At 35.4% G+C, this 24,246-nt stretch carries 16 protein-coding genes; 3 read left to right on the top strand and 13 right to left on the bottom strand.

Annotated features, from left to right (window positions below; genetic code table 11):
- The first annotated feature begins 85 nt into the window (after positions 1-85).
- The 3 genes from SOLCA_RS15460 (at position 86) to SOLCA_RS15470 (ending at position 6,904) form a co-directional block, all read left to right on the top strand.
- Positions 86-3,829 carry a S8 family serine peptidase gene (locus tag SOLCA_RS15460; protein ID WP_014681400.1) on the top strand — a complete coding sequence of 1,248 codons (3,744 nt, stop codon included), beginning with the start codon at positions 86-88 and terminating at the stop codon, positions 3,827-3,829.
- Positions 3,830-4,118: 289 nt separating this feature from the next.
- The gene (locus tag SOLCA_RS22485) at positions 4,119-5,243 is read left to right on the top strand and encodes a polysaccharide lyase domain-containing protein (protein ID WP_014681401.1); all 1,125 of its coding nucleotides are present in this window, start codon (positions 4,119-4,121) and stop codon (positions 5,241-5,243) included.
- A gap of 554 nt (positions 5,244-5,797) precedes the next feature.
- A complete protein-coding gene (locus tag SOLCA_RS15470; RefSeq protein ID WP_014681402.1) occupies positions 5,798-6,904 on the top strand; it encodes a right-handed parallel beta-helix repeat-containing protein in 1,107 nt (368 codons plus the stop codon).
- 159 nt (positions 6,905-7,063) lie between these two features.
- Here SOLCA_RS15470 and SOLCA_RS15475 read toward each other — a convergent pair whose 3' ends face one another.
- The 13 genes from SOLCA_RS15475 to SOLCA_RS15535 all read right to left on the bottom strand — a co-directional run bounded on the left by SOLCA_RS15475 (position 7,064) and on the right by SOLCA_RS15535 (position 23,860).
- On the bottom strand, positions 7,064-8,401 hold the full coding sequence (locus SOLCA_RS15475; protein ID WP_014681403.1) for a UDP-glucose dehydrogenase family protein: 1,338 nt from the start codon (positions 8,399-8,401) through the stop codon (positions 7,064-7,066).
- 61 nt (positions 8,402-8,462) lie between these two features.
- Positions 8,463-9,575, bottom strand: a complete 1,113-nt coding sequence (locus SOLCA_RS15480) for a DegT/DnrJ/EryC1/StrS family aminotransferase (protein ID WP_014681404.1) — start codon at positions 9,573-9,575, stop codon at positions 8,463-8,465.
- Between the two features lie 14 nt (positions 9,576-9,589).
- Positions 9,590-10,072, bottom strand: a complete 483-nt coding sequence (locus tag SOLCA_RS15485) for an acyltransferase (protein ID WP_014681405.1) — start codon at positions 10,070-10,072, stop codon at positions 9,590-9,592.
- Positions 10,073-10,161: 89 nt separating this feature from the next.
- Entirely contained in the window at positions 10,162-11,256 is a 1,095-nt protein-coding gene (locus tag SOLCA_RS15490; protein WP_014681406.1) for a Gfo/Idh/MocA family protein, read from the bottom strand.
- Positions 11,257-11,382: 126 nt separating this feature from the next.
- Positions 11,383-12,510, bottom strand: a complete 1,128-nt coding sequence (locus SOLCA_RS15495) for a glycosyltransferase family 4 protein (protein WP_014681407.1) — start codon at positions 12,508-12,510, stop codon at positions 11,383-11,385.
- 47 nt (positions 12,511-12,557) lie between these two features.
- Complete coding sequence (locus SOLCA_RS15500) at positions 12,558-13,952, bottom strand: polysaccharide deacetylase family protein (RefSeq protein WP_014681408.1); 1,395 nt, start codon at positions 13,950-13,952, stop codon at positions 12,558-12,560.
- Positions 13,953-13,972: 20 nt separating this feature from the next.
- Positions 13,973-15,007: a GNAT family N-acetyltransferase gene (locus tag SOLCA_RS15505; RefSeq protein ID WP_014681409.1), complete on the bottom strand. Its 1,035-nt coding sequence runs from the start codon at positions 15,005-15,007 to the stop codon at positions 13,973-13,975.
- 184 nt (positions 15,008-15,191) lie between these two features.
- Positions 15,192-16,418, bottom strand: a complete 1,227-nt coding sequence (locus tag SOLCA_RS15510; RefSeq protein ID WP_014681410.1) for a glycosyltransferase family 4 protein — start codon at positions 16,416-16,418, stop codon at positions 15,192-15,194.
- A 193-nt stretch (positions 16,419-16,611) separates the two neighbouring features.
- On the bottom strand, positions 16,612-17,877 hold the full coding sequence (locus SOLCA_RS15515; protein WP_014681411.1) for an O-antigen ligase family protein: 1,266 nt from the start codon (positions 17,875-17,877) through the stop codon (positions 16,612-16,614).
- Complete coding sequence (locus SOLCA_RS15520) at positions 17,852-19,039, bottom strand: glycosyltransferase (RefSeq protein ID WP_014681412.1); 1,188 nt, start codon at positions 19,037-19,039, stop codon at positions 17,852-17,854. Before SOLCA_RS15520 ends, SOLCA_RS15515 begins: the two co-directional genes overlap by 26 nt.
- Before the next feature lie 74 nt (positions 19,040-19,113).
- Positions 19,114-20,556 (bottom strand): MATE family efflux transporter, encoded by a 1,443-nt coding sequence (locus SOLCA_RS15525; RefSeq protein ID WP_157604587.1) that lies wholly within the window; start codon positions 20,554-20,556, stop codon positions 19,114-19,116.
- A gap of 49 nt (positions 20,557-20,605) precedes the next feature.
- Positions 20,606-22,966, bottom strand: a complete 2,361-nt coding sequence (locus SOLCA_RS15530; RefSeq protein ID WP_014681414.1) for a GumC family protein — start codon at positions 22,964-22,966, stop codon at positions 20,606-20,608.
- Between the two features lie 120 nt (positions 22,967-23,086).
- Entirely contained in the window at positions 23,087-23,860 is a 774-nt protein-coding gene (locus tag SOLCA_RS15535; protein WP_014681415.1) for a polysaccharide biosynthesis/export family protein, read from the bottom strand.
- Positions 23,861-24,246: the final 386 nt, after the last annotated feature.

Below are 24,246 nucleotides of genomic sequence, written 5' to 3' on the forward strand. Positions count from 1 at the left end.
AGGATATATAACTAATTGAATAACAAAAAAGAATAACTTTAGAGGCTAAAGTATCCAAGAACACACACTTTATCGGAATTAGTACATGAATAGACGCATTACATTTTTATTGGTAGTTCTTTCGTTTTTTTCTATACAGACTGCGTTTAGTCAAACTTACAATGAAACCATAAAAACTCAGAAAAAAGCATTAAAGCTTATCGCAAGTGAGCTAAAGAACGATCATGATAAAAAGTATAAAAAAGCAACCCTTTTAGCCAAAGAAAAAGGATGGGAGCTTTTTAGAGTAGATAAAAAGGGAACCATTATCGCTTTACAGGGAATCGATGAGAGAGGGTTACCCATGTATCTTATCACCACCAATAATATTCGTTCTGCAGCCACCATTAGCACCGATAAGCTTTGGCCCGGCGGATCGACAGGACTTAGTCTGAGCGGCTCAAAAAGTGCCTTAAAAGACAAATTAGCCTTATGGGATGGTGCAATTGCTCGCTTAACCCATCGTGAGTTTCAAAGTAGAGTAAAAGTTGGAGACAATGGCTCAGGAACTCAAGATCATTCCACGCATGTTGCAGGAACAATGATTGCCGCAGGGATAAATTCTGTAGCAAAAGGCATGGCTTTTAAAGCTCCTTCTTTAATAAGTTTCGACTTTGATAATGATGATGCTGAAATGGCTGAAGCCGCTACCAAATACAACCTTCTTGTTTCTAATCATTCCTATGGCAATATTGCCGGATGGCGTTACAATGACAGTCGGGCCGGAACTGCAACAGACCCCAACTGGGAATGGTGGGGTGAAGAAGGAAAATTTGAAGATTACAAATTCGGTATTTATAATTCTTCAGTAGCAGCCTGGGATCAGATCGCATTTAATGCCCCTTACTACCTGATCGTTAAATCGGCAGGAAACAATCAGGATCAAAATGGCCCTGCAATTGGGTCTCCTTATTACCAGCGCAACTCAGCAGGTGTATTCACTTTGCATCCCCAACGAGTAGCAAATGCTATTTCTAGCAATAATTCTTATGATAATCTTTCAACAAACTGTAATGCCAAAAATAGTATGGTTGTTGGAGCTGTAAGCGCATTAGCAAACGGATATACGAGAGCTTCAGATGTGATATTAGGTTCATTTAGCAGCTGGGGGCCTACCGATGATGGACGGATAAAACCTGATGTTGTTGCCAATGGAGTTAATGTTCTGTCAACATTTTCGGGAAGCGATGATGCCTATGGAACTTTAAGCGGTACCTCTATGGCCGCTCCATCAGTTTCTGGATCGGCCCTATTATTACAGGAACATTACTCAAACCGCAATAATGGAAATTATATGCGTTCAGCTACGCTGAAAGGGTTAATCATACATACAGCTGATGAAGCGGGCATTGCTCCGGGCCCAGATTATAAATTTGGATGGGGGTTAATGAATACTGCGACAGCTGCGAAGGTTATTTCCGAAAATGGCACTTACAGTCAGATTTCAGAACGCACCTTAAATCAGAATGAAACATACGAATTTAAAGTTACTGCTTCAGGAAGAGAACCATTATCCATTACTATTAGCTGGACAGACCCGGCCGCCACTGCCACCCCAGACGGAACTGTTGATAGCCCGAATCTTAAACTGATCAATGATTTGGATATACGCATCACGAAGAATAATGAAACCTTTTCTCCATGGGTTTTAAATCCGGCTATACCTGGAGACGCAGCAACACGAGGAGACAACTTTCGTGATAATGTAGAGAAGATAATTCTTGATAATACGGAGCCTGGTGAAATTTATACGGTTAAGGTAACTCATAAAGGAGTACTAAAAAATGGATCTCAACCCTACTCTATTATTGCAACTGGAATTGGCGGCAGTAACTATTGTGCATCCAGTGCAACCACAACTTCCGGTTTAAAAATAAGCGAAGTCAAAATTGGCACTCTTGTAAGTTCAAGTACTGACTGCGCTGGTTACAGTAATTTTCTAAAAAATGCTATTGCAGCAGAGCCCAACAAAGCCTTGCCTTTAAGTATTACTTTGGGAAATTGTACTACTTCTGCAAACGGCTACATTAAAGTATATATTGATTGGAATGGAAACGGAAGCTTTACTGATGCTAACGAAACAATTAGTGTTAGCCCTTTATTAAACGCATCCTCTGTATATAATACACAAATTCAAATTCCTTCTACAGTAAATAAAGACGACATACTGCGTATGCGGATTATCGTTCAGGAAACCAACCAAAGTGATTTGATTACGCCTTGTGGGACTTATAACAATGGCGAAACAGAGGATTATTCATTAAAAATCAACGCCCCATCTAATGATGTAGGTGTTACAGGCTTAACTTCGCCGGAAAACACTTCTTGTGGCAACAGCACTCAAAAAGTAGCTATTAAAGTTAAAAACTACGGAACAGTTGCACAAAATAGCATTCCGGTTAAAGTTGATATTATTTCCGGTGGGACTATCATAAAGACGTTAAATGGAACGTTGACTCAAACCCTACAGACTGGACAAGAAGGTATTTTTACATTTGTCGATTCTTTCTCAACCACTCCTGGAGCTAGTTATACATTCAATTGCAGTACAAATCTTGCTGCCGATCAAATCAGCAGTAATAATAACTTCAGTACAAGTGTATCAATAGCAACAAACCCTGACGCTCCACAGATAAGTGCCACCTATTGCGATGAAGATCAAATACTCTTAAAATCTAATACCACAGATGGGACTGTTTTTTGGTTTGACTCGGAAAATGCGACCATACCAATTGCTGTTGGAAACAATACGTCCGCATTTACACCGATTACCAAGGTATATGGAGCTTTAAACGATTTTAAAGGAAAGCTGGGACCATCGTCAAAAACAGAATTTGAAAGTGGAGCAAATGCTTATAATCAGTTCACCCCATCTGTAAGCCTTACTACCTATGCTCCTATTGTATTAGACAGAGCACGATTATATATAGGCAATTCGGGAACGGTAACATTTAGCGTTACTAATGAGGAAACTGGAGAAGAAGTATCGTCGGTAACAATAAATGCTAGTGCTACACGATTTCCGGAGGCAGCAGGGTCGCAGGATAACGATCCTAATGACACTGGCAAAGTATATGACCTTGGTTTAAAAATCCCGTCTCCAGGAAATTACCTGATTAACATATCCTACGGAGATGGTGCTACTATTTTCAGAAATAAATCCGCAAATACGCTTAACTATCCATTTGTTATTCCGAATGTGATATCAATAACAGGAAATACTGCAAGTATAAGTAACAACACAGGACCGCTAAATTACTGGTATTATTTTTACGATCTTGAAGTATCAGCATTAGGTTGTAAGAGCCCAAGAACATCGGTAGACGTACAAAAAACTACTATTACCCTAAACAACAATATATTGTATTCGAGTTCGGTGAGCTCAAACCAGTGGTATTTGAATGATATAGCGATCCCTGGAGCAACAGAGCCCACCTATAAACCACTACATTCCGGAGTTTATACAGTAAAATTAACCGACGCTTGTGCAGCAACTTCTAATGAAATTGACTACAAACTTCCTGTAATTCCTGAAAATATTGGATTGAAGCTTTACCCTGTTCCGTCAACAGATAAAATCTCAGTTGAATTTAATGTCTGGGAACCTAAAAAGGTTAAACTTTCAGTTATAAATTCTTTGGGCCAATATTTTGTAGATGAAACAGTTGAAAATTTTAGTGGAATTCTTACAAGAGATTATTTACTATATGGCTACAGTTCGGGCATGTATTTTTTACGTGTTATAATTGGAAAAGAAGTGTATACAGGCCAGTTTAGCGTAATCAAGTAGTAGATAGGATTTTAGGAAACGAATCTAAAATGTATTTAGTATACTAACTTTTAAAAAAATAAATTAAATAAATTTTCAAATTCATTATAATTAAACTATTTAACTCTTTTAGCAATTGGAAACAAAAGATCGTTGGTTGAACAACAATTTATAATTAAACTCATTGCCTTTTAGTTAATATTAATGCGCATAAGTTATTAAGTATCAGTTAATTAACCAATAATTAATGTAACTTTTGAATTGGTTTATCGTACACCATTGGGAATTTAATTATTAACCCAATAAAACAATGATCAGACCAGTTCAATTAAAAAAACAGACTTACATGTTGTCAGTTATTGCTGCTGCCTTATTAACCTTCAATACTTCCTGCCAAAAGGAATTAATTGAGCCTGTAAAAGAACCACAGGAAGAGGCAAGTGCACCTGCTGCCAACGAAGCTACCACTGACCCTGCTATTAAATACAATTATTTGGTAACAAATGCTAAAGAACTAATAGCTGCTACCAAAAATGCGACAGCAGGACAAGTAATTTATGTTGCAGATAATGCAAAAATTGACATGTCCAACCTTGGTACACTTACCATCAGAGGCAAAGTAACCCTTACCAGTAACAGAGGTTTAACCAAGAATGGTAGAGTTTCTCAAGGAGGATTGATTTTCACTAAACAAGAAGATCACTACCCATTAATTAGAGTTGCAGGGGATTATGCAAAAATTAGCCGCATAAGAATTATTGGACCTGATACTTTAACCAGAGCTGCTGAAGTTGCAAGATTAACAGCTTTAGATAAACAGTATGGTACAGGCAACAAATACTATTACACACTTAAGCTTTCAAGAGGTGTTGAGGTAAAAGGAAATTACTTCGAAGTTGATAATTCAGAATTAGCAGGCTGGTCACATGCTGCACTTTTATTCCCTCCGGGATCTCAAAATGGCTATGTTCACCACAACTATATTCACCACAATCAGAGAGCTAGATTAGGCTATGGTATCTCATTAACAGGTGTTTATGCAAGAGTAATGTACAATACGTTTAATTATAACAGACATGCTATTACTGGCTACGGAACTCCAGGTACTGGTTATGAGGCTGCATTTAATACCATATTGGATGTAAATACAAGTCATGCTTTTGATATGCATGGTGGTGTAAACAGAAATGACGGAACCAATATCGCTGGTACAGTAATCAACATCCATGATAACACTTTCTATAATACCAAAACCAAAGCGTTTAAAATTATGGGATATGTTCAAAAAACATTGATTATTAAGAACAATAAATTCGTTCAAAGTCAAGGTATCAATTCAATTGATCTGTATCCTGGTTCTAAAATTTATTCTATAAGTGGTAACCAGTTTAGCATTCCTTACAAAAAAGTAACTGTAAGCTTGAAAACTTTCTAATTCAAATTTGAGTGTCATACTCTTATTAAGAATTGAAGGGTACAACATTAATCCCGGCTCGTAAAGAGCTGGGATTTTTTTATTATAGAATATTGAGGATTTGAAATTGGGATATTATTGCTCGACCAGCATCTTCTACATGTACCCTTGCTAATTCACCTTTTTACAGCAACGGGACTAACTCCCCTTCTTTAAGCTTTCAGAAAGCGTTTCAGGCCTTATGTAGATGAATCATTTTTTTGCAGTCTCTTACTATTAACTATTTGTTTATCAATTCGTAGATTAAGCTTACCCATGGAACAGACTGAAAGAATTTTATATGCCTTTAATTTACCTTTTTTAATTTACAATTAACTGATTTTCAAATAGATAAAATCCACAAATGGGGATAATTTTGCCTCAATGCAGAAAAGATTCCTCTCACAGTTAATAATTGTTTAATTAAATAATCCTCATACAAGCTGTATTTAAACTTTTGTTCTTTTTGGCATGATATTGACCTATAATGCAGCGTAAGTTAACAAATTAGTAAAATTTTAAAACCAGAGATTTCTATGCTTTCCTTTACTAGTGTTCGCCGAGCGGGCATCAGAATGGTAATGTTATGTTCACCATTTTTAATTTTTTCATGCAGCAAAGAAACCGATAACTTTGCGCAATCTGATTCAACGTTGGATCAGGTACAAAAAACAGAAGCATTAGCTGCAACGTCAATCAGCGCTACTGGAGTACAATACAATTACCTAGCCCGAAATGCAGCCGAATTGCAAAACGGTTTAAAATACGCAAAACCAGGAGAAGTTATTTACATTCCTAGCAATGTAAACATTGACGTTACCAATGAGCGCATCCTTTATCTTAATACTGGTGTTACTATCACAAGTGACCGCGGATTAAAAACATCAACCGGAGCTTTAAGCAACGGAGGTTCTATTTTCACTAAAAACAAAGGTCATCGTCCATTAATTAGTGTTAAAGGTAACGATGTAAAAGTGCTAAGAATCAGAATTCTTGGACCTGATACTTTAGAACAAAAAGAATTAGTGAAAAAACTAATGAGCGAAGGTCGTTTAGGCGAACTTGCAGCAAGTAGAGGTATCGATTGCGCTTATGCAAACTTAACAATTGATAATTCAGAGTTTTGTGGTTGGTCACATGCGGCTATTTACTTTACTCCAGGTGCAACAAAAGGAAGAGTTACCAATAACTATATTCACCACAACAGACGTTGGTTAACCGGATACGGTGTAAACTTCTACACTGGCCAGGGTCTAGTGGCTTATAATATTTTTGATAAAAACCGTCATGCGATTGCAGGTTGGGGTACACCGGGTACAAGCTATGAAGCAGCTTACAATACGGTAATCAGTTCAACAAGTCATGCTTTCGATATGCATGGTGGTGCTAACAGAGGAGACGGTACTAACATTGCAGGAACCCGTATCTATATTCATCATAATACATTTTATAACACTGGTCAGAGAGCCATCTTTATTAATGGTGTAGCACAAGAATTAATGTCATTCCAGTACAACAAATGTGTTCAGGCTAATGATCCAAAAACAGGAGTATATTATTACCCTGCTCCAAATGCATACAATAGATACAACACTTTTAGTATTATTAAAAAGCCTGTATCTATTGCTCTTAAATCATACTAAGTTAGCTTTTACAACAATAAAGCTTTCCTAAAACCTGAGGCTGTCTTTAATATAGACAGCCTCTTTTTTTATTATAAGATTTTTAGAAAACTAGTTAAACACTTAAATTATCCAATACTTCTATTAGTAATTTAGCACCAATACAGTAATGGTTTAAGATTAAGTAAGCTGGTGAATACTTGTATTGGAAACCACGCTTCTTCTACCTACACTAAAATAATTAAAACCGAGTTCACTCATTTTAATCAGATCGTACTGATTTCGTCCATCAAAAATAACCTTCGATTTCAATTTTCCTGCGATCGTATCAAAGTTTGGATTTCTGAAACACGACCACTCTGTTACTAGAATTAAAGCATCTGCATCTGTTAATGCTTCATACTGGTCATCTGCAATTGAAACACGATCACCAAACATCGATTTTATGAAAGGCCCGGCAACAGGATCATAACCAACAACACGAGCTCCCGCTGCTGATAATTCATCAATAATGTAGATGGATGGAGCCTCCCGAATATCATCTGTTTCCGGCTTAAAAGATAACCCCCAAAGTGTTATTGTTTTACCTGCCAAATCACCTCTGAAAAACGACTTTATTCGGTTAACAAACTTTTTGCGTTGAGCCTGATTGATCTTAATAATTGACTCAACCATCTCGTGCTCACAATCATTATCGCTGGCAATCTTATTTAAGGCAAGCACATCCTTAGGGAAACAACTTCCACCATAGCCAATACCCGCATATAAGAATTGTTTTCCGATACGGTCGTCTGTTCCGATGCCTTTTCTTACATCTTCGATATTAGCGCCAAGTTTCTCACAAATGCCTGAAATTTCATTCATAAAGGAAATTTTGGCCGCTAAAAATGCATTTGCTGCATACTTGGTGATTTCCGCTGAACGTTCGTCCATAACAATCATCTTATCACTTTGCCGCATGTAGGGTTCATACAATTCCCTGAAAACTTTTTTAGCGTATTCAGATCGAGTACCCACTACTATACGATTAGGCTTCATAAAATCATTTATGGCTACCCCTTCTCGTAAAAACTCAGGATTTGAAACTACATCGAATTCTGTATCAGTATATTTTCTGATCGTTTTTCTTACCAATTCAGTTGTTCCAACAGGCACTGTACTTTTATTTACGATGATCTTGTAGTCATTCATGCAAACTCCAATCCCTTCACTCACTTTTATAACATAGGAAAGATCTGCTGATCCATCTTCAGCAGGAGGTGTTGGTAAAGCAAGGAAAATAATCAACGATTCATTAACACCATGAGCTAAATCAGATGTAAAGGTTAATCGACCTTGCTCTATGTTTCTTTTGAACATACTTTCAAGACCCGGCTCATAAAATGGTATGATTCCATTTTGCATGGATGCTACCTTCTCAACGTTATTGTCAACACAAATAACATCATTACCGGTTTCTGCTAAACAAGTTCCGGTTACAAGTCCGACATAACCTGTACCTATAATTGTAATTTTCATAGAGCGTAAACTTTAGATTTTCAAAGAGTAAACAAACAGAACTCTCTATACTATTTTTATGTTAAGCGTATACTTGTACAAATTCCATAATGCACTGAGCAGCATACTCAATTTGTTCAGAAGTTAGTTCTGCATACATTGGAAGTGATAATATCTCATCCTGATATTGACTAGCAATAGGAAAATCATCCTTTGTATGTCCCAAATATTTATAACAAGCCATATTAGGCAATGCTGTAGGGTAATGAACTGCGGTTTCTACCCCCTTCTCATGCAAAAAACGTTGTAACTCATCACGTTGTTTGGATCTGATCACATACAGGTGATAGGTGTGTTTTGTATGCTCACGTTCTGTTGGAATAATAACTCCTCCAACATTTTGCAATGCTTCGGAATATGCCTTGGCATTTTGCCTGCGTTTCTCCGTCCATTCCAAAATATACGGAAGTTTAGCACTTAAAATACTGGCCTGTAAACCATCTAGTCGGCTATTAATCCCTTCCATTTCATGCTGATGTTTTTTCAATGCTCCATGTCTCGCAAACATTTTGCAGCGCAGGGCCAGATCACTATCATTAGTAATAATACATCCGGCATCACCATAGGCACCCAGATTTTTTCCGGGATAGAAGCTAAATGAACCTGCAATTCCTATTGTCCCAGCTCGCTTTCCTTTGTATTCAGAAAAATGAGACTGTGCACAATCTTCAATTACATATAAGTTATGCTCCTGAGCGATACTCATTATTTTATCCATTTCACACATTTGTCCCTGCAAATGAACGGGCAGAATAGCTTTTGTTCGTGCCGTAATTTTAGAGGCTAACTGCGCTTCATCAATGGTGTAATGAATCGGATCAATGTCTACAAAAACGACACGGGCACCTGTTTGAGTAATAGTTTCAGAACTTGATATCCAACTATTTGCCACAGTAATTACCTCATCACCAGGACCAATACCCAGCATTTTCATAATAACATAGATAGAATCAGTTCCATTTCCTACTGCGATACAGTGCTTAACACCGTACAATTCGGCAAAGGATTTCTCAAATTCTTCTACATAATGCCCGCCAATGAAAGCAGTTTCTTCAATAACACGGCTTATTGCATTATCAATATCTGCTTTAATACTTAGATATTGACTTTTAAGATCTACAAATGGGACTTGCATATTTGTTTTTTTAGTTAGATTGATAATTTTCGAATAAGACGAGCAGGATTTCCTGCATAAATTCCCGGTTCAATAATATCTTTAGTTACAACTGCACCGGCTCCAATAACAACACCAGAACAAATGTTTACACTTAAAATTGTTGCATTACTTCCAATGGAAACATTGTCGCCAATGGTGGTGTATTGCCATAATTCTTTTTTTCCACCTGCTGGGGCCCCAGTCTGAAACAGGTCGTTTATAAACATAACACCATGGCCAATAAAGCACGAATTACCTATTGTTACCAACTCACAAATGAAACTATGGGATTGAATTTTTGTATTATTTCCAATGGTAACATCCTTTTGAATTTCTACGAACGGACCAATGAAACAATTATCACCAATCGTGCATCCATAAAGATTTAAAGGTTCAACAACTTTAACATTTTTGCCGAGGGTTACATCCTTTATCCCTACCTGATAACGAATTACATCATTAGCTATGGTTTCCATATATTGATTATTGACAGATTTAGAACCACCTTATTAATATCAAGAGCTGATCTTAATAAAATGTACAAGACTAATTATTGAACTAATGATTAGGATACTTTAACTACGGGAATAGGATTGATTGGCACAAGAACATCTTTCCTGAACACTTCCTGTTCTTTCACAGGAATAGTTGATAACTGATTTGCCGATCTATAGATCTTATCAATGATTTCAACTGTTTTTAATCCTTCAAAGGAATTAGTACTGATTATGCCACCTTGTGTAAGTACATTAATGACATTTTCGTAAACTTTATCGTGGTTTGACATGGAGCCCTGGTAGGTGCCGTAATTATTCGCCTTATTACCTTCTGGTAAATCTTTGAATTCGAAACCATCAATATTTTGGTATTCCAATTCGTTAAGATATTGTCCTCCAATTTTCACGGTTCCTTTTTCACCAAAAATGGTTAACGAGCCTTCCATGTTTTTACCAAAACTATTTACGGTATAATTGATGGTACCTAATGCACCGTTGTTGAACTCTAAAGCCACTACTCCTGTATCTTCAAATTCAATTATATCATGATGAGCAAAATTTCCGGTTAAGGCGTAAACACGTTTAACATCACCGATTAACCAATACAACAAGTCTACAAAATGGCTAAACTGTGTGTAGAGCGTTCCTCCATCCAGCAACCTTGTACCTTTCCAAGAATTAGCATAATAATCAGCATTACGATTCCAGAAACAACTTAATTGTACACTGTAAATCTTACCCAGAACTTTTTGGTCCAAAGCAGCTTTTACTGCAGCAACAGGAGGGTTAAAGCGATTCTGTTTTATTACAAACAAGCGTTTATTTGCTTGTTCAGCTGCCTTAATCATCTCTCCACAATCATCCGCATTTATGGCAAGCGGTTTCTCGCACAGTACATTAATACCCGCTTGTAAACAAGTAATTGAATGCTCTGCATGCAATCCATTAGGACTACAAATGGCCATTAAATCTAAGTGAGGTTCGTTTTCTAAGAGTTCAGATAAGGAAGAATACGCTTTGCAGCCATATTGCTGGCTAAATTTCAAAGCTTTTTCATAATCGATGTCGCAAACAGCTGTTAGTTCAGCCTTTGCGTGAATGTGTTCTGCATGACGTTGACCAATACGGCCACAACCAATCATGCCTACCTTTAAGAGCGTCATATGTTGTTTTGTTTATTTTAGCTTAATTCATTTTTGATTCAATTTTGTTACACGGTTTTCATTTAACAATAAACAGACCAAATGTTAGGAATAATCACAAAATAGTCTATTGTATACAATAACAGTCTAAAGAGAACTGTTTGCGGTCAATCCTAAATAAAAACCGAACAGTTTTCCCTCTTCTACTGTCCAGTTATATTTCTCAATAACAGAACGTTGTCCATTCGCACCCATTCTTATAGCTTCCTCATCATTTGCTAATAAATAGTTAACTGCGGAAGCAATTTCATCAGGGTTTAACGGATCAATGCAAATTCCACATCCTTTATCTTTTACCACATCTTCAATAGCAGGAAAATTTGATGCTACAACAGGAATTCCGGCAAGCATGTATTCAAACATTTTAACAGGCAGTCCTTCAATGTAATTTTTATTTGGCAGCAGCGTCACCAATCCTACTTTTGAAACAGCTAATACGCTATTTACACCTGTTCTGTTTAAAAATCCATGTTCATTTACCTTACTCCAACCATCTATCTCGATAGTTTCATTATAAAGTTGTTTAGATTCAAATTCTCCGACCAGATTTAAAATAGCATTATCTACCTTATCCATTGCCTTAACAATGTTTTTTATTCCACGTTCTTCGGCGATTGTTCCTACATAGCATACTTCATTCTTCTTATTTTGCCAGTCAAATGAATGAATATCTCCATTTAAAATAGGAAAGTTGTTGACATCCAATGAATTAGAGTTAAATTTCAGAAATTTATTTCGAATAAAGGGTGTTGCAGTAACAATACCTGACATTCTTTTTGAAAAGTAAATTTCTAACAGATTAACCACACGCGATAATGGCATTCTAAAAATAGCCGGCACATACTTTTTCCCTTTAATTTGCTCTGGCAAATCTTCATGGGCATCGTAAACAACTATTTTTTTCTTATTACGTAAAAAGTAACCTATGATCAGAAGTTCAGGATCATGAAAGTGGTATATCAGAGCATCTTGCGCCAAAGCCGTTTTATATGCCCTAACAGCATACATAATAAACCGTTCGAAACGAGATTTGGGTTTACCTATATCAATAATCTTAATGCCATTTTTGGTTTCATTTCCTAATCCATCAGCAACTATTAATACAACTTCATATCCTGCTTTTGAAAGGCTTCCACATTCCTTGTAAAAAATACGAGAGTCATAACGCTGATGAATAGTTGAAATATGGCAGACCTTTGGTCGAGAACTATTCATGTATTTGTGTTTAATTGTTTATTTCTTGAGTATATTTTTCTTCATAATTATGGAATAATTCCCTCTACAATCTTTTTATAATTAGACTTTTGTCTGTCAGATATCAAGTAATTATTATGAAATAGCAATACCATATTACCATTAAAGTGCCTGCATACACTTGCCAGCTTTATCGATTGTTTAATAAATTGATCATAATTGGCAAAAGCAGCATGAGAAACATCCATCACAATTAAAGGCCTTTCGATTAGATTCAAAATTTTTCTTTCCTGTAAATCATACACCGGGTACTCATAACAGGTGCCAGATCTAAATCCGGTTATCGTGCTCCATCCAATTGATGAATCAAAATTCGCACCCATTTTATCCCATATTCTCCAGGTATCCGGATTTTTCCACCGTAAGAAATGCTGCCGCCCTCCCCATTTATCTTGTTTTATACCCAATTCGTCACAGATCTTTCTAAGTTTTGAAAACTCTTGCTGGGTTTTATCATAATTACAAAATGTAAAAAAGCTTGGATGAAACCCTACCTGATGATTTCTGGAACTTATAACAGAAAGCATCTTCTTATAAAAGGGACTATTTAATTCATAGTTACCATCAATCGTATTATTGCCTTTGGTAACAATGAAATAAAACTCACTTTTTAACCCATAATGCTCACTTACCCCCATTATAAACTCAAAGGTGTTATTAGGATCAATCGTATCTAAACTGTCTGTCGAATAGAACTTCGACATTATTCTCTTAGTCATCACCTTTGGCGACTTTCTACTAACCAAATCTCCAACACACGCCTTAACAAAAATCCAGCTACTTGCATAACTGCTTAAAGGGTGATCTACATCATGAGTTAAATAAAGTTTATACTTTCTTTCTTTTCTTTTTAACTCCGGATCTATGGATGCTAACAAATACCAAAGAACTTCCAGGTATTCATTAACCACTGCCCGGTCATACAATCCATGCTGAAAAAGAATCGATTTAGAATAATCGAAACGACCATATGCATCATAAGTATTCAACGCATATTCTTCATATAAGGTCAGGTAAAAGAACATTCCCCCAATCAAATCCACATTAAAAAAGGTTGCAGATTCATCTAAATCGTCCGGCGGCAGTCCTTCATACAATACAGGAATATTTGGCGCGTAAAATTGATTTTCTGGAGCAATGGTGGTAAGGTCAAAGAACTTAATTGGAGAAACAGGTAAGCTGCTTTTTTTCAACCACTTACGTTCATGCGTTTGAAATAAGGTATCGGGTAATACTAACAGGTTAGTCTTAAAATCCTTGTCAGTTGATATTTTAATATGCGATGAATTATCAACAAAGCTAACCTCATTCTCAATCCCTAAAAAATGATCAAAAATTACATGAGAAATGTATATTTTCTCATTAATAAACGTCAATGGATACTGAATAAACAACTTTTTCACTAAAATCGATTTTTTTACCCCTATCTTTTAAAAAGAAAGGTGAAAAGATTGAGAAATATAGAATTAGACTTGGTAATGATAAAATAGGGAATTTGCTTAGCTCCAAAATTCCGATAAGCTGCTTCAACACCTTTTATCATACTTCCTTCAAAATCAAAGCGAGTTACTCTTTTGGATGAAGTCTTTATTGCTTCGTAAAACAAAAGACTTAATGAATTACTACTGCTATGATCGGGGTGTATAACGCTAATTAGTGAGTAGGCCGACACATTATCCCATACGTAAAATAAGCCACTATGCATTTCACCCTTTTCATCCACTGCATAAAAAATTTCTCCACGCCCTTTTTTAATCGTTGCATCATAAATTCTTTCAAACAGTTCATATGAATAAGAGACTTTAAACCCTTCCTTTTCAAGAGATTGTTTATGAAATTTATAAAACTCTTCACAACTTAAGCCTTGCTTAACTTCCACAAGTTTTTGAGCTTTTCGAATATTATTTCTTTTATTCTTTGAGAAACCTGCAAATGTTTGATCGATATCAGAAATATCCTCTAGTACATAGGAATATCTAATCGTTTGACTAAAACCTCTCCAATAAAAAGCAAGCCAATTCTTAAATGAATAATTAAACCCTTGATAGAAGTAGTCGTGCTTAGGCAGCATTTCAATGAGCGCACTACACAGCTCAATTTCATATCCTAACTTATTGGTATAATTTTGATTAGATGGATATTTAATCCAAATGCCTGTAAAAGGGGTAAATTTGGGAGTTGTTATTAGGTTAAAAATAAAGCGTTTTTTCTTGTATACAGGCCACGATGCTACGATCTGTCCGTCTGATTCAATAAAATTTACATCCCAATTATTTTCACCACAAACCGCATCCAACCACCAGTATTGGGAGTACACGGGGATATCATTCGTGAGACACAATTCTCTGTATTTTTCCTTATTGCTAATAAAGGAATTGTGAATATCCTTTGACGCTTCTTGGGCAATATATGCCGTAATTGCAGTGTCAGTATTCATAGGAGGCGATTGATAATTCATAATATTTTTTTTGTTAATGCATGGAAAGTACCATGAGTATTATATTATTTATATCTATTAGATTAATTACCCTTAACGACAGTATTTTTAACACGAACGAGTGTTATATTACTAATATATAGCTAATTAACTATCTTTAATGACAGTTTTTTAAACATTTTTTATGCCAGAAAACAGCATTTAATTAATTAAAAAGCTCAGAATAAGACAATGCCAGCTTATCAAAGGTTCTATTTTCAATAATGTATTTTTTACCTCTAAGACCAATTTCATTAAGCTGATCATTAGACATAAAAAGATAGCTTTGCAATGCATTTTTTAATGCTTCAACGTCCTCTGCCGGAACTACTAAACCACAATTTGCCTCGTTTATCATACTTACATATCCTGTATAAGAAACAATAATCGGTCTTCCGCTTAGCATGTAATCAACCCACTTATTTCTCGACAACCCAAACTGATATAATGGAGTAGATTTAACTCCATCATACAACACGTGACACTTTTCAAGGAATGGTTTAACATCTTTTTTTGCCACTTTCCCTAAAAATGACACATTACTTAATCCAGCAGCAGATTGTTGCAACTCCTCTTTTTTATATCCATCACCCAGAATTAAGAAATGAAACTGACGCAAACCAGATTTTTCAAAGCATTTTGCAGTCTCAATCAGTGTTTCAAGATTATTGGCAGCCCCAATGGTTCCTGCATAACCGATAATAAACTTATCCTTAGGAAAATTCTCTTCGAAGGAAGGATTTAACACGGATTGAGTCTCTTTAAGAATTTCTTTATCTATTCCCTGTGGGATACATTTAAAATTAAAATCATTGTTTACCACTTCTCTAACATGTAAATCGGCCTTAGGCATTGTTGATACAATAAAGTCTGATTTTGAATAAGCAAATTTTTCAAGCCACGATAAAACAACGATCAACGGATGTCCTTTAGGATATTTTCCAATTGTTGTTAATGTTAGGGGCCATATATCCCTGATTTCCATTATGAGCTTCGATTTAAATTTTCGTTTAAATAGATAACCATTGATAATTGGAAAAATTGAAGGAGATGATACAATTATCACATCTGGCTTTTTAACCTCATCCCCTACTCTTATCCAAAGCATTCTGAGTGAGAACAATAACCAACTAAAAACACGGCCTAACCCTGATGGTTTTCTGTATGTATTGCCCTTAACCCAGCAAACCGTTATATCATTAATTTTTTCGTAAGTATAATTTCCATTTATTACGGGTTTTGTATGAATAAAATGATTAAATGATGAAGTAAATATCGTTACTTCGTACCCCTGCTTAATCCATTCTTCAGCCAAATAAAAGTGTCTGCTACCGAATCCATATTTCAATGGAGCTGCGTATTGACAAATAATCCAAACTACTTTTTTAGTCATTTCGTAATCTTAATATCACTCCTTATAAATCTCTCAGAGTTAGTTTCAAAATAGATTTGATGAAGTGCTAATGACTTCTAAAAAGTGATGCATTCTTAATTGGTCTCTGCTTTAAAAAACGTGGTACATCCATAAATCAACAATCAGACCATGAAGGATATTGTTTTAATTTTTAATGTGATACACTAACTACTTAAAGCACCTGAAGTTGGTTATTTACACCTTTTTCCGTAGGAATTCTATAAAATATCACTGATAAAAATATCCAGGTAACTTGCGTTTTTAAATATGTTGAGTTTTGAGCTGACAATAGCATAAATGCAATTGTCGTAATAAGTATACACACCCCCCAAGTTGTTTCAGTGTCTGTGTTACGCAGCGATGCAACGATAAATACGACTAGTAGCAATCCTACATAAAAACCATAATTTACAATCACTTCAATTACCAAATTATGCGGACTCTCATTGCCATAAGTATAATAGGGTTTATTAAAGGAACCTATACTTTCATAAGTTCCAGGACCTAACCCCAGACCTCCGGTTTGTATAGTATAATAAACACAGTTTTTAAAGTGATTAACCCTTATCTGGAAGGTCTCTTTACTTGATGTTTCCTCACTAACCTCCAGTTTTTCCTTGAAGCCCTCCGCCAAAAATTTCCAACCACCAAAAATCAATACCAGACATAGTAAAACTGCTGAAATAGAAACTGCATACAAGTTAAATCTCCTTCTAAGCATGAACCATCCAAAGAGGCCAACATTCACCAAGAATACCACTATCGAGAAACGAGCATCGGTGAAATAGATCAGATAAGGTGTAATTAAGCAAGTAAGAATAATGACACTTTTTAAAAATTTGCCCTTAACAATGGTGTACAGGTAATATAGAAATGGCTGGCTTAATACCATAAAATAGGCGTAGCCATTAGGATTTTCCAGAAAGGCAATAGCTATCTGTCTATCCAGTGCGTAATCAGGAAGATTGGTTATGTATGAACCTTTAAGGTGGTTAAGAGTGGACAACTCCCATAATGCTACCGGAATAGAAATAATATTTGCCAATAATAAGCCCAAGCAAAAATAATAGGGCATCTTTTTACCTGTCATTAGCATTAATTGGCAAAACATCAAAAAGATTACTACACCCCAAACTAAAGCCATCCATGCTTTAAAACCTTCCATGAAATCTTTGATAAATAACAATGACACTAACCCATAGACAACCCAGAAGAAACAAAAATGTATAAACCAAAAATTTGGCGTGTTGTAACGAAAGTTAAGCAATCGGAAGTTCCGAAACACAAATGGAGCGAACAGAATTAACAGCAGCCTAAAAAAGAACAGATTAATCCCTCCAATATTAATTGGTAATAAATGACTTCCAATAATTCCCGTTACTACAAAAAGGACTAACAGCAAACCACTTTTATCAGACTCTTGAAGACTTTTCTGCATACTTATAATTACTTATAGTTTCCTTATATATATCAATCATATTGGTTGAAACCACATTATCACTGTAATTGATTATTGCGTGAGTTCTGAGTTCGACAGGGTCATACTTATTATAATTCTGATAAACAAAAAGCATTGCCTGGGCATATTCCTCTTCATTATTGTTTTCAACCAATACCCCCAAATTATCTGTAAGTATATATTCCGGTCCTCCGCATTTAGTGGCAATTACTGGCAATCCCATTGATAAGGCCTCAATAACTACTACACCAAATGTTTCAAAGAAGCTAGACACCACAAATACATGAGCTTTATTTAATTCCGTTACAACTTCTTCTCGACTTAACTTACCTGGAAATAACACTTTGTCTGCTAAACCGTATGATTCAACCAACAATTTTAAATCCTCCAGGATATCTCCATCTCCACCGATTATTAATTGAACATCACTCACTTTTTCAGTTAGGCTTTTAAAAGCCTTAATCAATAATGGAATATTCTTTATTTCTCTTAATCCTGCCACAAATAAGAAAGTGAATATCTCATACTTTTTAATATCCGGATCTGGCTCAAAAAAATCTGTATTAATAAAGTTTGGCGTCACCACAATCTCTTTGTTGGTGTATTTCTGCATTTTTAATGCTAATGGTTTGCTTACAGCTGTTAACACATCTGAATTATTAAATGCTTCTCTTACAAATGGAGCCTGACTTTCCTTAATTGAATCGCTTAGAAAAGTGGAAGAATGCTCCGTTAATACATAGGGTATATTGTAACGTTTCTTTAATTGGTAAGCTACATACCCCGACATGTATGCATGGGCTTGAACAACATCCGGCACACCAAATCTTTCAACATAGTCATCATATAACTTCAATGTGAGGTAAGTCCAAAACCGTTTACCTAATGCGTACTTAATATTTAATATATTAATACCATTAATCCTGAATGTTGGTATATTATCATTTACCTGGTACTTTCTTAGGAACAGAAAATCCTTAAGCTTTATTTGTCTAAAGGAACTAAGCGGTTTAAAGTCTGTGTATATTAAAGAAGCATCTATTTTATTAGTAATCAGAGCCCTTGTTTGTTCACCAAAAAAGTTACCTGCCAATGGCCTTATGTCACTATTATACCATGCTGGTATCACTAACACTTTCATATAGTAAGAGTCTTTTATTTAATACGAATTACTTGTTTATTTAAGCTCAAGCAGTATACAATATATCATTATTTTCAAGATAAATATCTATATTTCAAGAATTTAAACTTATCAATCATAATAAAAACAAAAGCAACAATAAAAATCAACACGGCATAGCTTGTACCCCCAAAATATTGAGCTGTTAATACGATGATTACAAACAAAAGATCATACCTAAAATATCCAATATTTCTTTTTATAAAATCTATCAGGCTTGAGTTCAGTAGTCTAAGAATCCAATTAATGTAATAGATATAAATTATTGTACAGGCAATTGCGTACAAGCTGATTGATAACATTGGAGAATTGAGGAAGTAATAACCAAGATACAGAACTATAAACCTGGTAATTGTTTCAACAATTGTAATAACTGTAGCCGTTTTCTGGTTCTTGGAAACAAGTGCATATGAGCTTATAGGACTTGATACCATTGAAAACAAATAACTAATTGACATAACTCCGGCAAATTCAGCCGTCAGGCTCCATTGTTTGCCTAAAACAGCCAGAATAATAGGCTTACTGTAAAAAATTACCGGAATAAAGAAGAGAAATGAGATACCATACAGATAAATTATGGACCGTTCAACTAACCGACGTCTCCCCTCCAAATCATCGATCTTTGCCACTCGCGGAAAAAACACTTGAGCAACTGCGGCCCCTACTAAACCTAAGGGAAAGCCTACAGTACTTGCCAGCATACCGTACTGTCCGGTTACATTGGTTGAATAAAGAATTGTTAGTATAACCGGAACAAAATTGGTCCCTAAGGTGGTAATTAATACTGCGGGTAGATTATATAAGGGAATTTGCTTGTGAATTATGATCTGTTCGATATACTCCGCCTTGCTGAATACTCTTTTTTTCTCCAATTTCACTGACCAGAGCAATACAATAACACTAATGGCGTAGGCTATTAAAAACCCATAAATTAATCCATCATATTTATTAATAAGTATTAAACCAAGGCAAAGCTGTAATATCGCTTGAAAAAAGGGTCTCAAAAAATTGGATAGTCCTACATTTCTGAACTTCTCATGATCCAGATTCCATGCTCTGAACACATTGTAGCAACCCATAATTAACACAGATACCCCCAGATAATTTCTAAATTCAGGGTATATGTTAATTCCCAAACAAATAACTACTACAACGATTGATATTACAACGACGCTAATCAGGGCTATTCCTAGCACCTTATATTTATCCTCACCTTTAGACAAAGGGATTGCAGATTCCATTTTCAGGGTGGCAACATAGGATAAGATAAAGGATATTGAAATAAGGTTAGCCTGAACACCAAAAACATCTGGGGTATATATATCTTTAAGAAACAGCACGGTGATACCCATTAATACCACTTGTCCCAAAACAGTTCCAAGCGATATTAATGCCGCTCCTTTAAAATATTTACTCGAACTTAAATTTTTTAATACATGCAACGAGTTGCGCAACGGACCTGAAATTTGTTTACTCAAGAGCATAATACGAAGGCAGTGATCAATAAGTTTTAATCAGTAATTATTACTAATTCAATTTCAGGCGCTTATTAAGCTTCTTATTCACATGATTGTGAGTATAATAACCATGATCATTGTACATGTATTCTTCAGATGCTTCTAGATCCACTGCATTAAATACAATACTCATGTTTTTGAATTTACCTTTGCTGTGAAGGTCTGAGATCATTTTCAAGTGTGGCACCAATGTATAACCATATCTTACCACATAAATGGATGCCTGAGCATATTTTTCGAGTAATAATGCATCCGTTACTAAGCCAATTGGAGGTGAATCGATAATAACCTGATCAAACAAAGCAGAAACTTCCTTAAATAATTCATCAAGCTTGTCGCTCAGCAACAGTTCTGCGGGGTTAACAGGAATTGCACCACAAGGCAATAAGTAGAGATTCGGTTGATTTTCAACCGGAACTATGATCTCATCAATGGTAACAAGACCGTTCAAATAATCTGATAAGCCCAAACGCTTATTTGCATTAATCTTATTACCGATATCTGGTTTACGGAAATCCATTTCAAGAATAACCGTTTTCTTCCCAGTAATCGAAATGCTTGAACCTAAATTCAATGAAATAAAGCTCTTTCCTTCATTACTGATACTAGAGGTAACCAAAATAGTTTTGTAGTTTTTCCCTTGATCAATGTATTGAAGATTAGTTCTTAGGAATCTGAATTGTTCAGAGATTGCGGTTCTACTTCCTTCTTTAACAACCATTACTTCTTTTGAGTGATTTTTTCCAATAACTCCTAAAATTGGTGCATTGGTAGCATCCTCGATCAGTTGCTTATTAAGGATTTTGTTGTTAAGAATTTTTCGTCCCCATATTGAACCAATTGGAATCAACCCACCTAATAACATGGCAATTGCTAAGGCTTTTGTTTTGGATGGACGAACAGGTATAGTTGAGCTTTGTGGAGGATCTACCACCTGACTATCAATTACCATTGCCGCATAAGAAAGAGCAGTTTCTTCCCTTTTCTGTAATAGATAGAGGTATAAATCCTGTTTAATATTTTTCTGACGCTCAATATTGATTAATGAGCGCTCTTTTTGAGGAACAGCCCGTATTGCAGAAGAATACTGAGAATTATTACGTTCAAGCGTATTTTTAGTGGTTGATAATCCTGTTTTAATATCCTGAATTGAATATAAAATACTGCTTTTAGTATTAGCTATCTGCTCATTAACTCCTTCTACCAATGGGTTGCTTTCTCCGGTTGTCGACAATAATTTAGTACGTTCAAGTTCCAGATCGTTCAGTTTATTTAGCTTATTTTGAAGTACGGGATCAGCTGTAAAAACATTTGGCGGAGAGTTTCGGCCCCCACTTTGAATAAAATCGCTAACAGATTCTAAGGTACCCAGTTGAATATTTACCTGGTTTAATTGTGAATCATTCTCTTTCATTTGTTGTAGCAACTGAGCTGATTGAGTGCTTATATCAGTAATTTCTTTGCTGGTTTTATAGGCTTGCACATCTTGTTCAACAGTTGAAAGTTCACCTGTTATAAGTTTTAAGCGATCATCAATAAATGCTAAAGCTTTAGATGCTTCACGATTTTTCTCTTCAATTGCAGATTTATTGTATTCTTCAATAAGTGCATTTAGCAGATCAGTACCACGAACAGGTACTGCATCTTCTAACTGTAAACGAAACACAGTAGCATTTTTACCTCTTACAGAAACTTCAAGGCGTTCCATCAAGGCGTCCACTTTTTTATCAACGCTTGTTACGTTAACCTTAATCATTTTGCCTTCTTCCGTTGGCTCTCCCACTAAGTGAACTGTAAATTTCCCATCCTCAGTGTTAACAGATTCTCCAAAGGCATATAATTTACTCTTGCCCTCAATCTTAAACTTTGTCTTATCAACAAGTTCTATTTCCATTGGCTCCTTAAATCCTTCAGGATAAATGGTTTCAACATTAACTCTTATAGGAGAATATTTATAAAGCTCTTTTGAATACCATGGTTTAGCGATGTAATCGGCAAATGTTTTGTCAGCTGAGTTAAAATAAGAAACATTCAATCCTAAACTTCTTACCACCTTATCCATTAAAATCCGAGATTTCAAGATCTCCATCTCGTTTTCAACTATTTTAGTGTTGTCAAATACGTTAAGTTCATTTAATACACTTTCCTTACTTTCTTTCTCACTTGTTTTTGGTTGTTTTACAAGGATACTGGCTGTTACATCATAAACAGGCACAGCAAATTTCAAATAAAGGAAAGCTAATAGTAAACAAGTGGTGATAGAAGCCAGAAACCAAGGCCAGTTTCGTAGGCAGGTATTAATAAACTCCTTTACCGCTTGTTCCTGAGCAGGAATAGTGGTATTGTTATAGGAATTGTTTTCACTAATCATGATAAGAGAGCTAAATGAAGTATTAAGTTATAAGTTTTAAGTCACAACTACCTAAAACTTTATCAATTAATATTTTGAGTAAAATTAACAGTTATGTTAATTAATTATTGAGACTGCTTATTACTTAATAGCGTAAATAGCTGCAACGTTCAATAAACCAATTAACACAGTAAGTACTTGATAGGTTCGGTTTTCACTGGCGTAAACTTTACGCGGACCTGGTTCAACATATATCACATCACCTTTGTGCAGGTAGTAGTAAGGAGAACTAAATACATCTGTTTTATTCATGTCGATCCGTGCGAATTGGCGTACACCATTTTCCTCACGAATTAACAACACGTTTTCGCGCATACCGTAAATAGTTATATCTCCGGCCATACTTAGGGCTTCAGTAATGGAGATCTTCTCGTTTGGAATATTATAAACATTTGGACGAGCAACCTCCCCTAATACAGATATCTTAAAGTTTAGGAATTTTACTTTAACAGTAGGTTCCTTTAAATAATTAGTTAAACGAGATTTTATCAATTCTGAAGTAGCTTCAGTTGTTAAGCCCTGTATCTTTAGTACTCCTAAAATTGGTAATTCAATATTTCCGTTTTTATCAACCAGGTAACCATCTAGCTGACGGAGTTCAAGTGAGTTTGAATTTCCAGTATTGGATTGTGGATTAAACATCTGCGTAGCTTCGGGACTTAAACTCGAAATGGTAACAGAAACTATATCGTTAGGTTGAATAAGGGGTTCGTAACTATTAATTGCTTGCTGGGGAGCAGTTTGCTTGGTTCCTGCTCCTTTAAAGTATGCAATATTCTCTGTTGAAGAACATGAAACAACTAAAAAAGACGACAATAATACGAAGACAGAGGTAATGTAATGCGTAAACTTCATGGTAATGGGTTATGTTAATACATACGTGTAAATTTGGGATGTACATAATCAATTTATATACCAAAAAAAGGAAGTCAATAAAAATTTGCTCGAAACTTATTTTTTAGATTAAATAAAATTAACACTAAGAGCCAGGACCTTACACATTCTTTAATACGATCACTGTCTACCTTAGACATGATTTTAGACACCTCCAATAAGTTTATATTACAGATTGCCTAATTAATTATTGAGACAGCAAAACGTTATGTTGATATTTATATCAACTGTTTCATTCATCTTGACTTATAATAAAAAAGGTATGACTATTATTTAAGCCATACCCGTTTTACAGTATACAAAAACGCTTTAAACCACTATAACTAAAGCAATTTTTGACTACCAGC

Source organism: Solitalea canadensis DSM 3403 (assembly GCF_000242635.2).
GTDB classification, from domain to species: Bacteria; Bacteroidota; Bacteroidia; order Sphingobacteriales; family Sphingobacteriaceae; genus Solitalea; species Solitalea canadensis.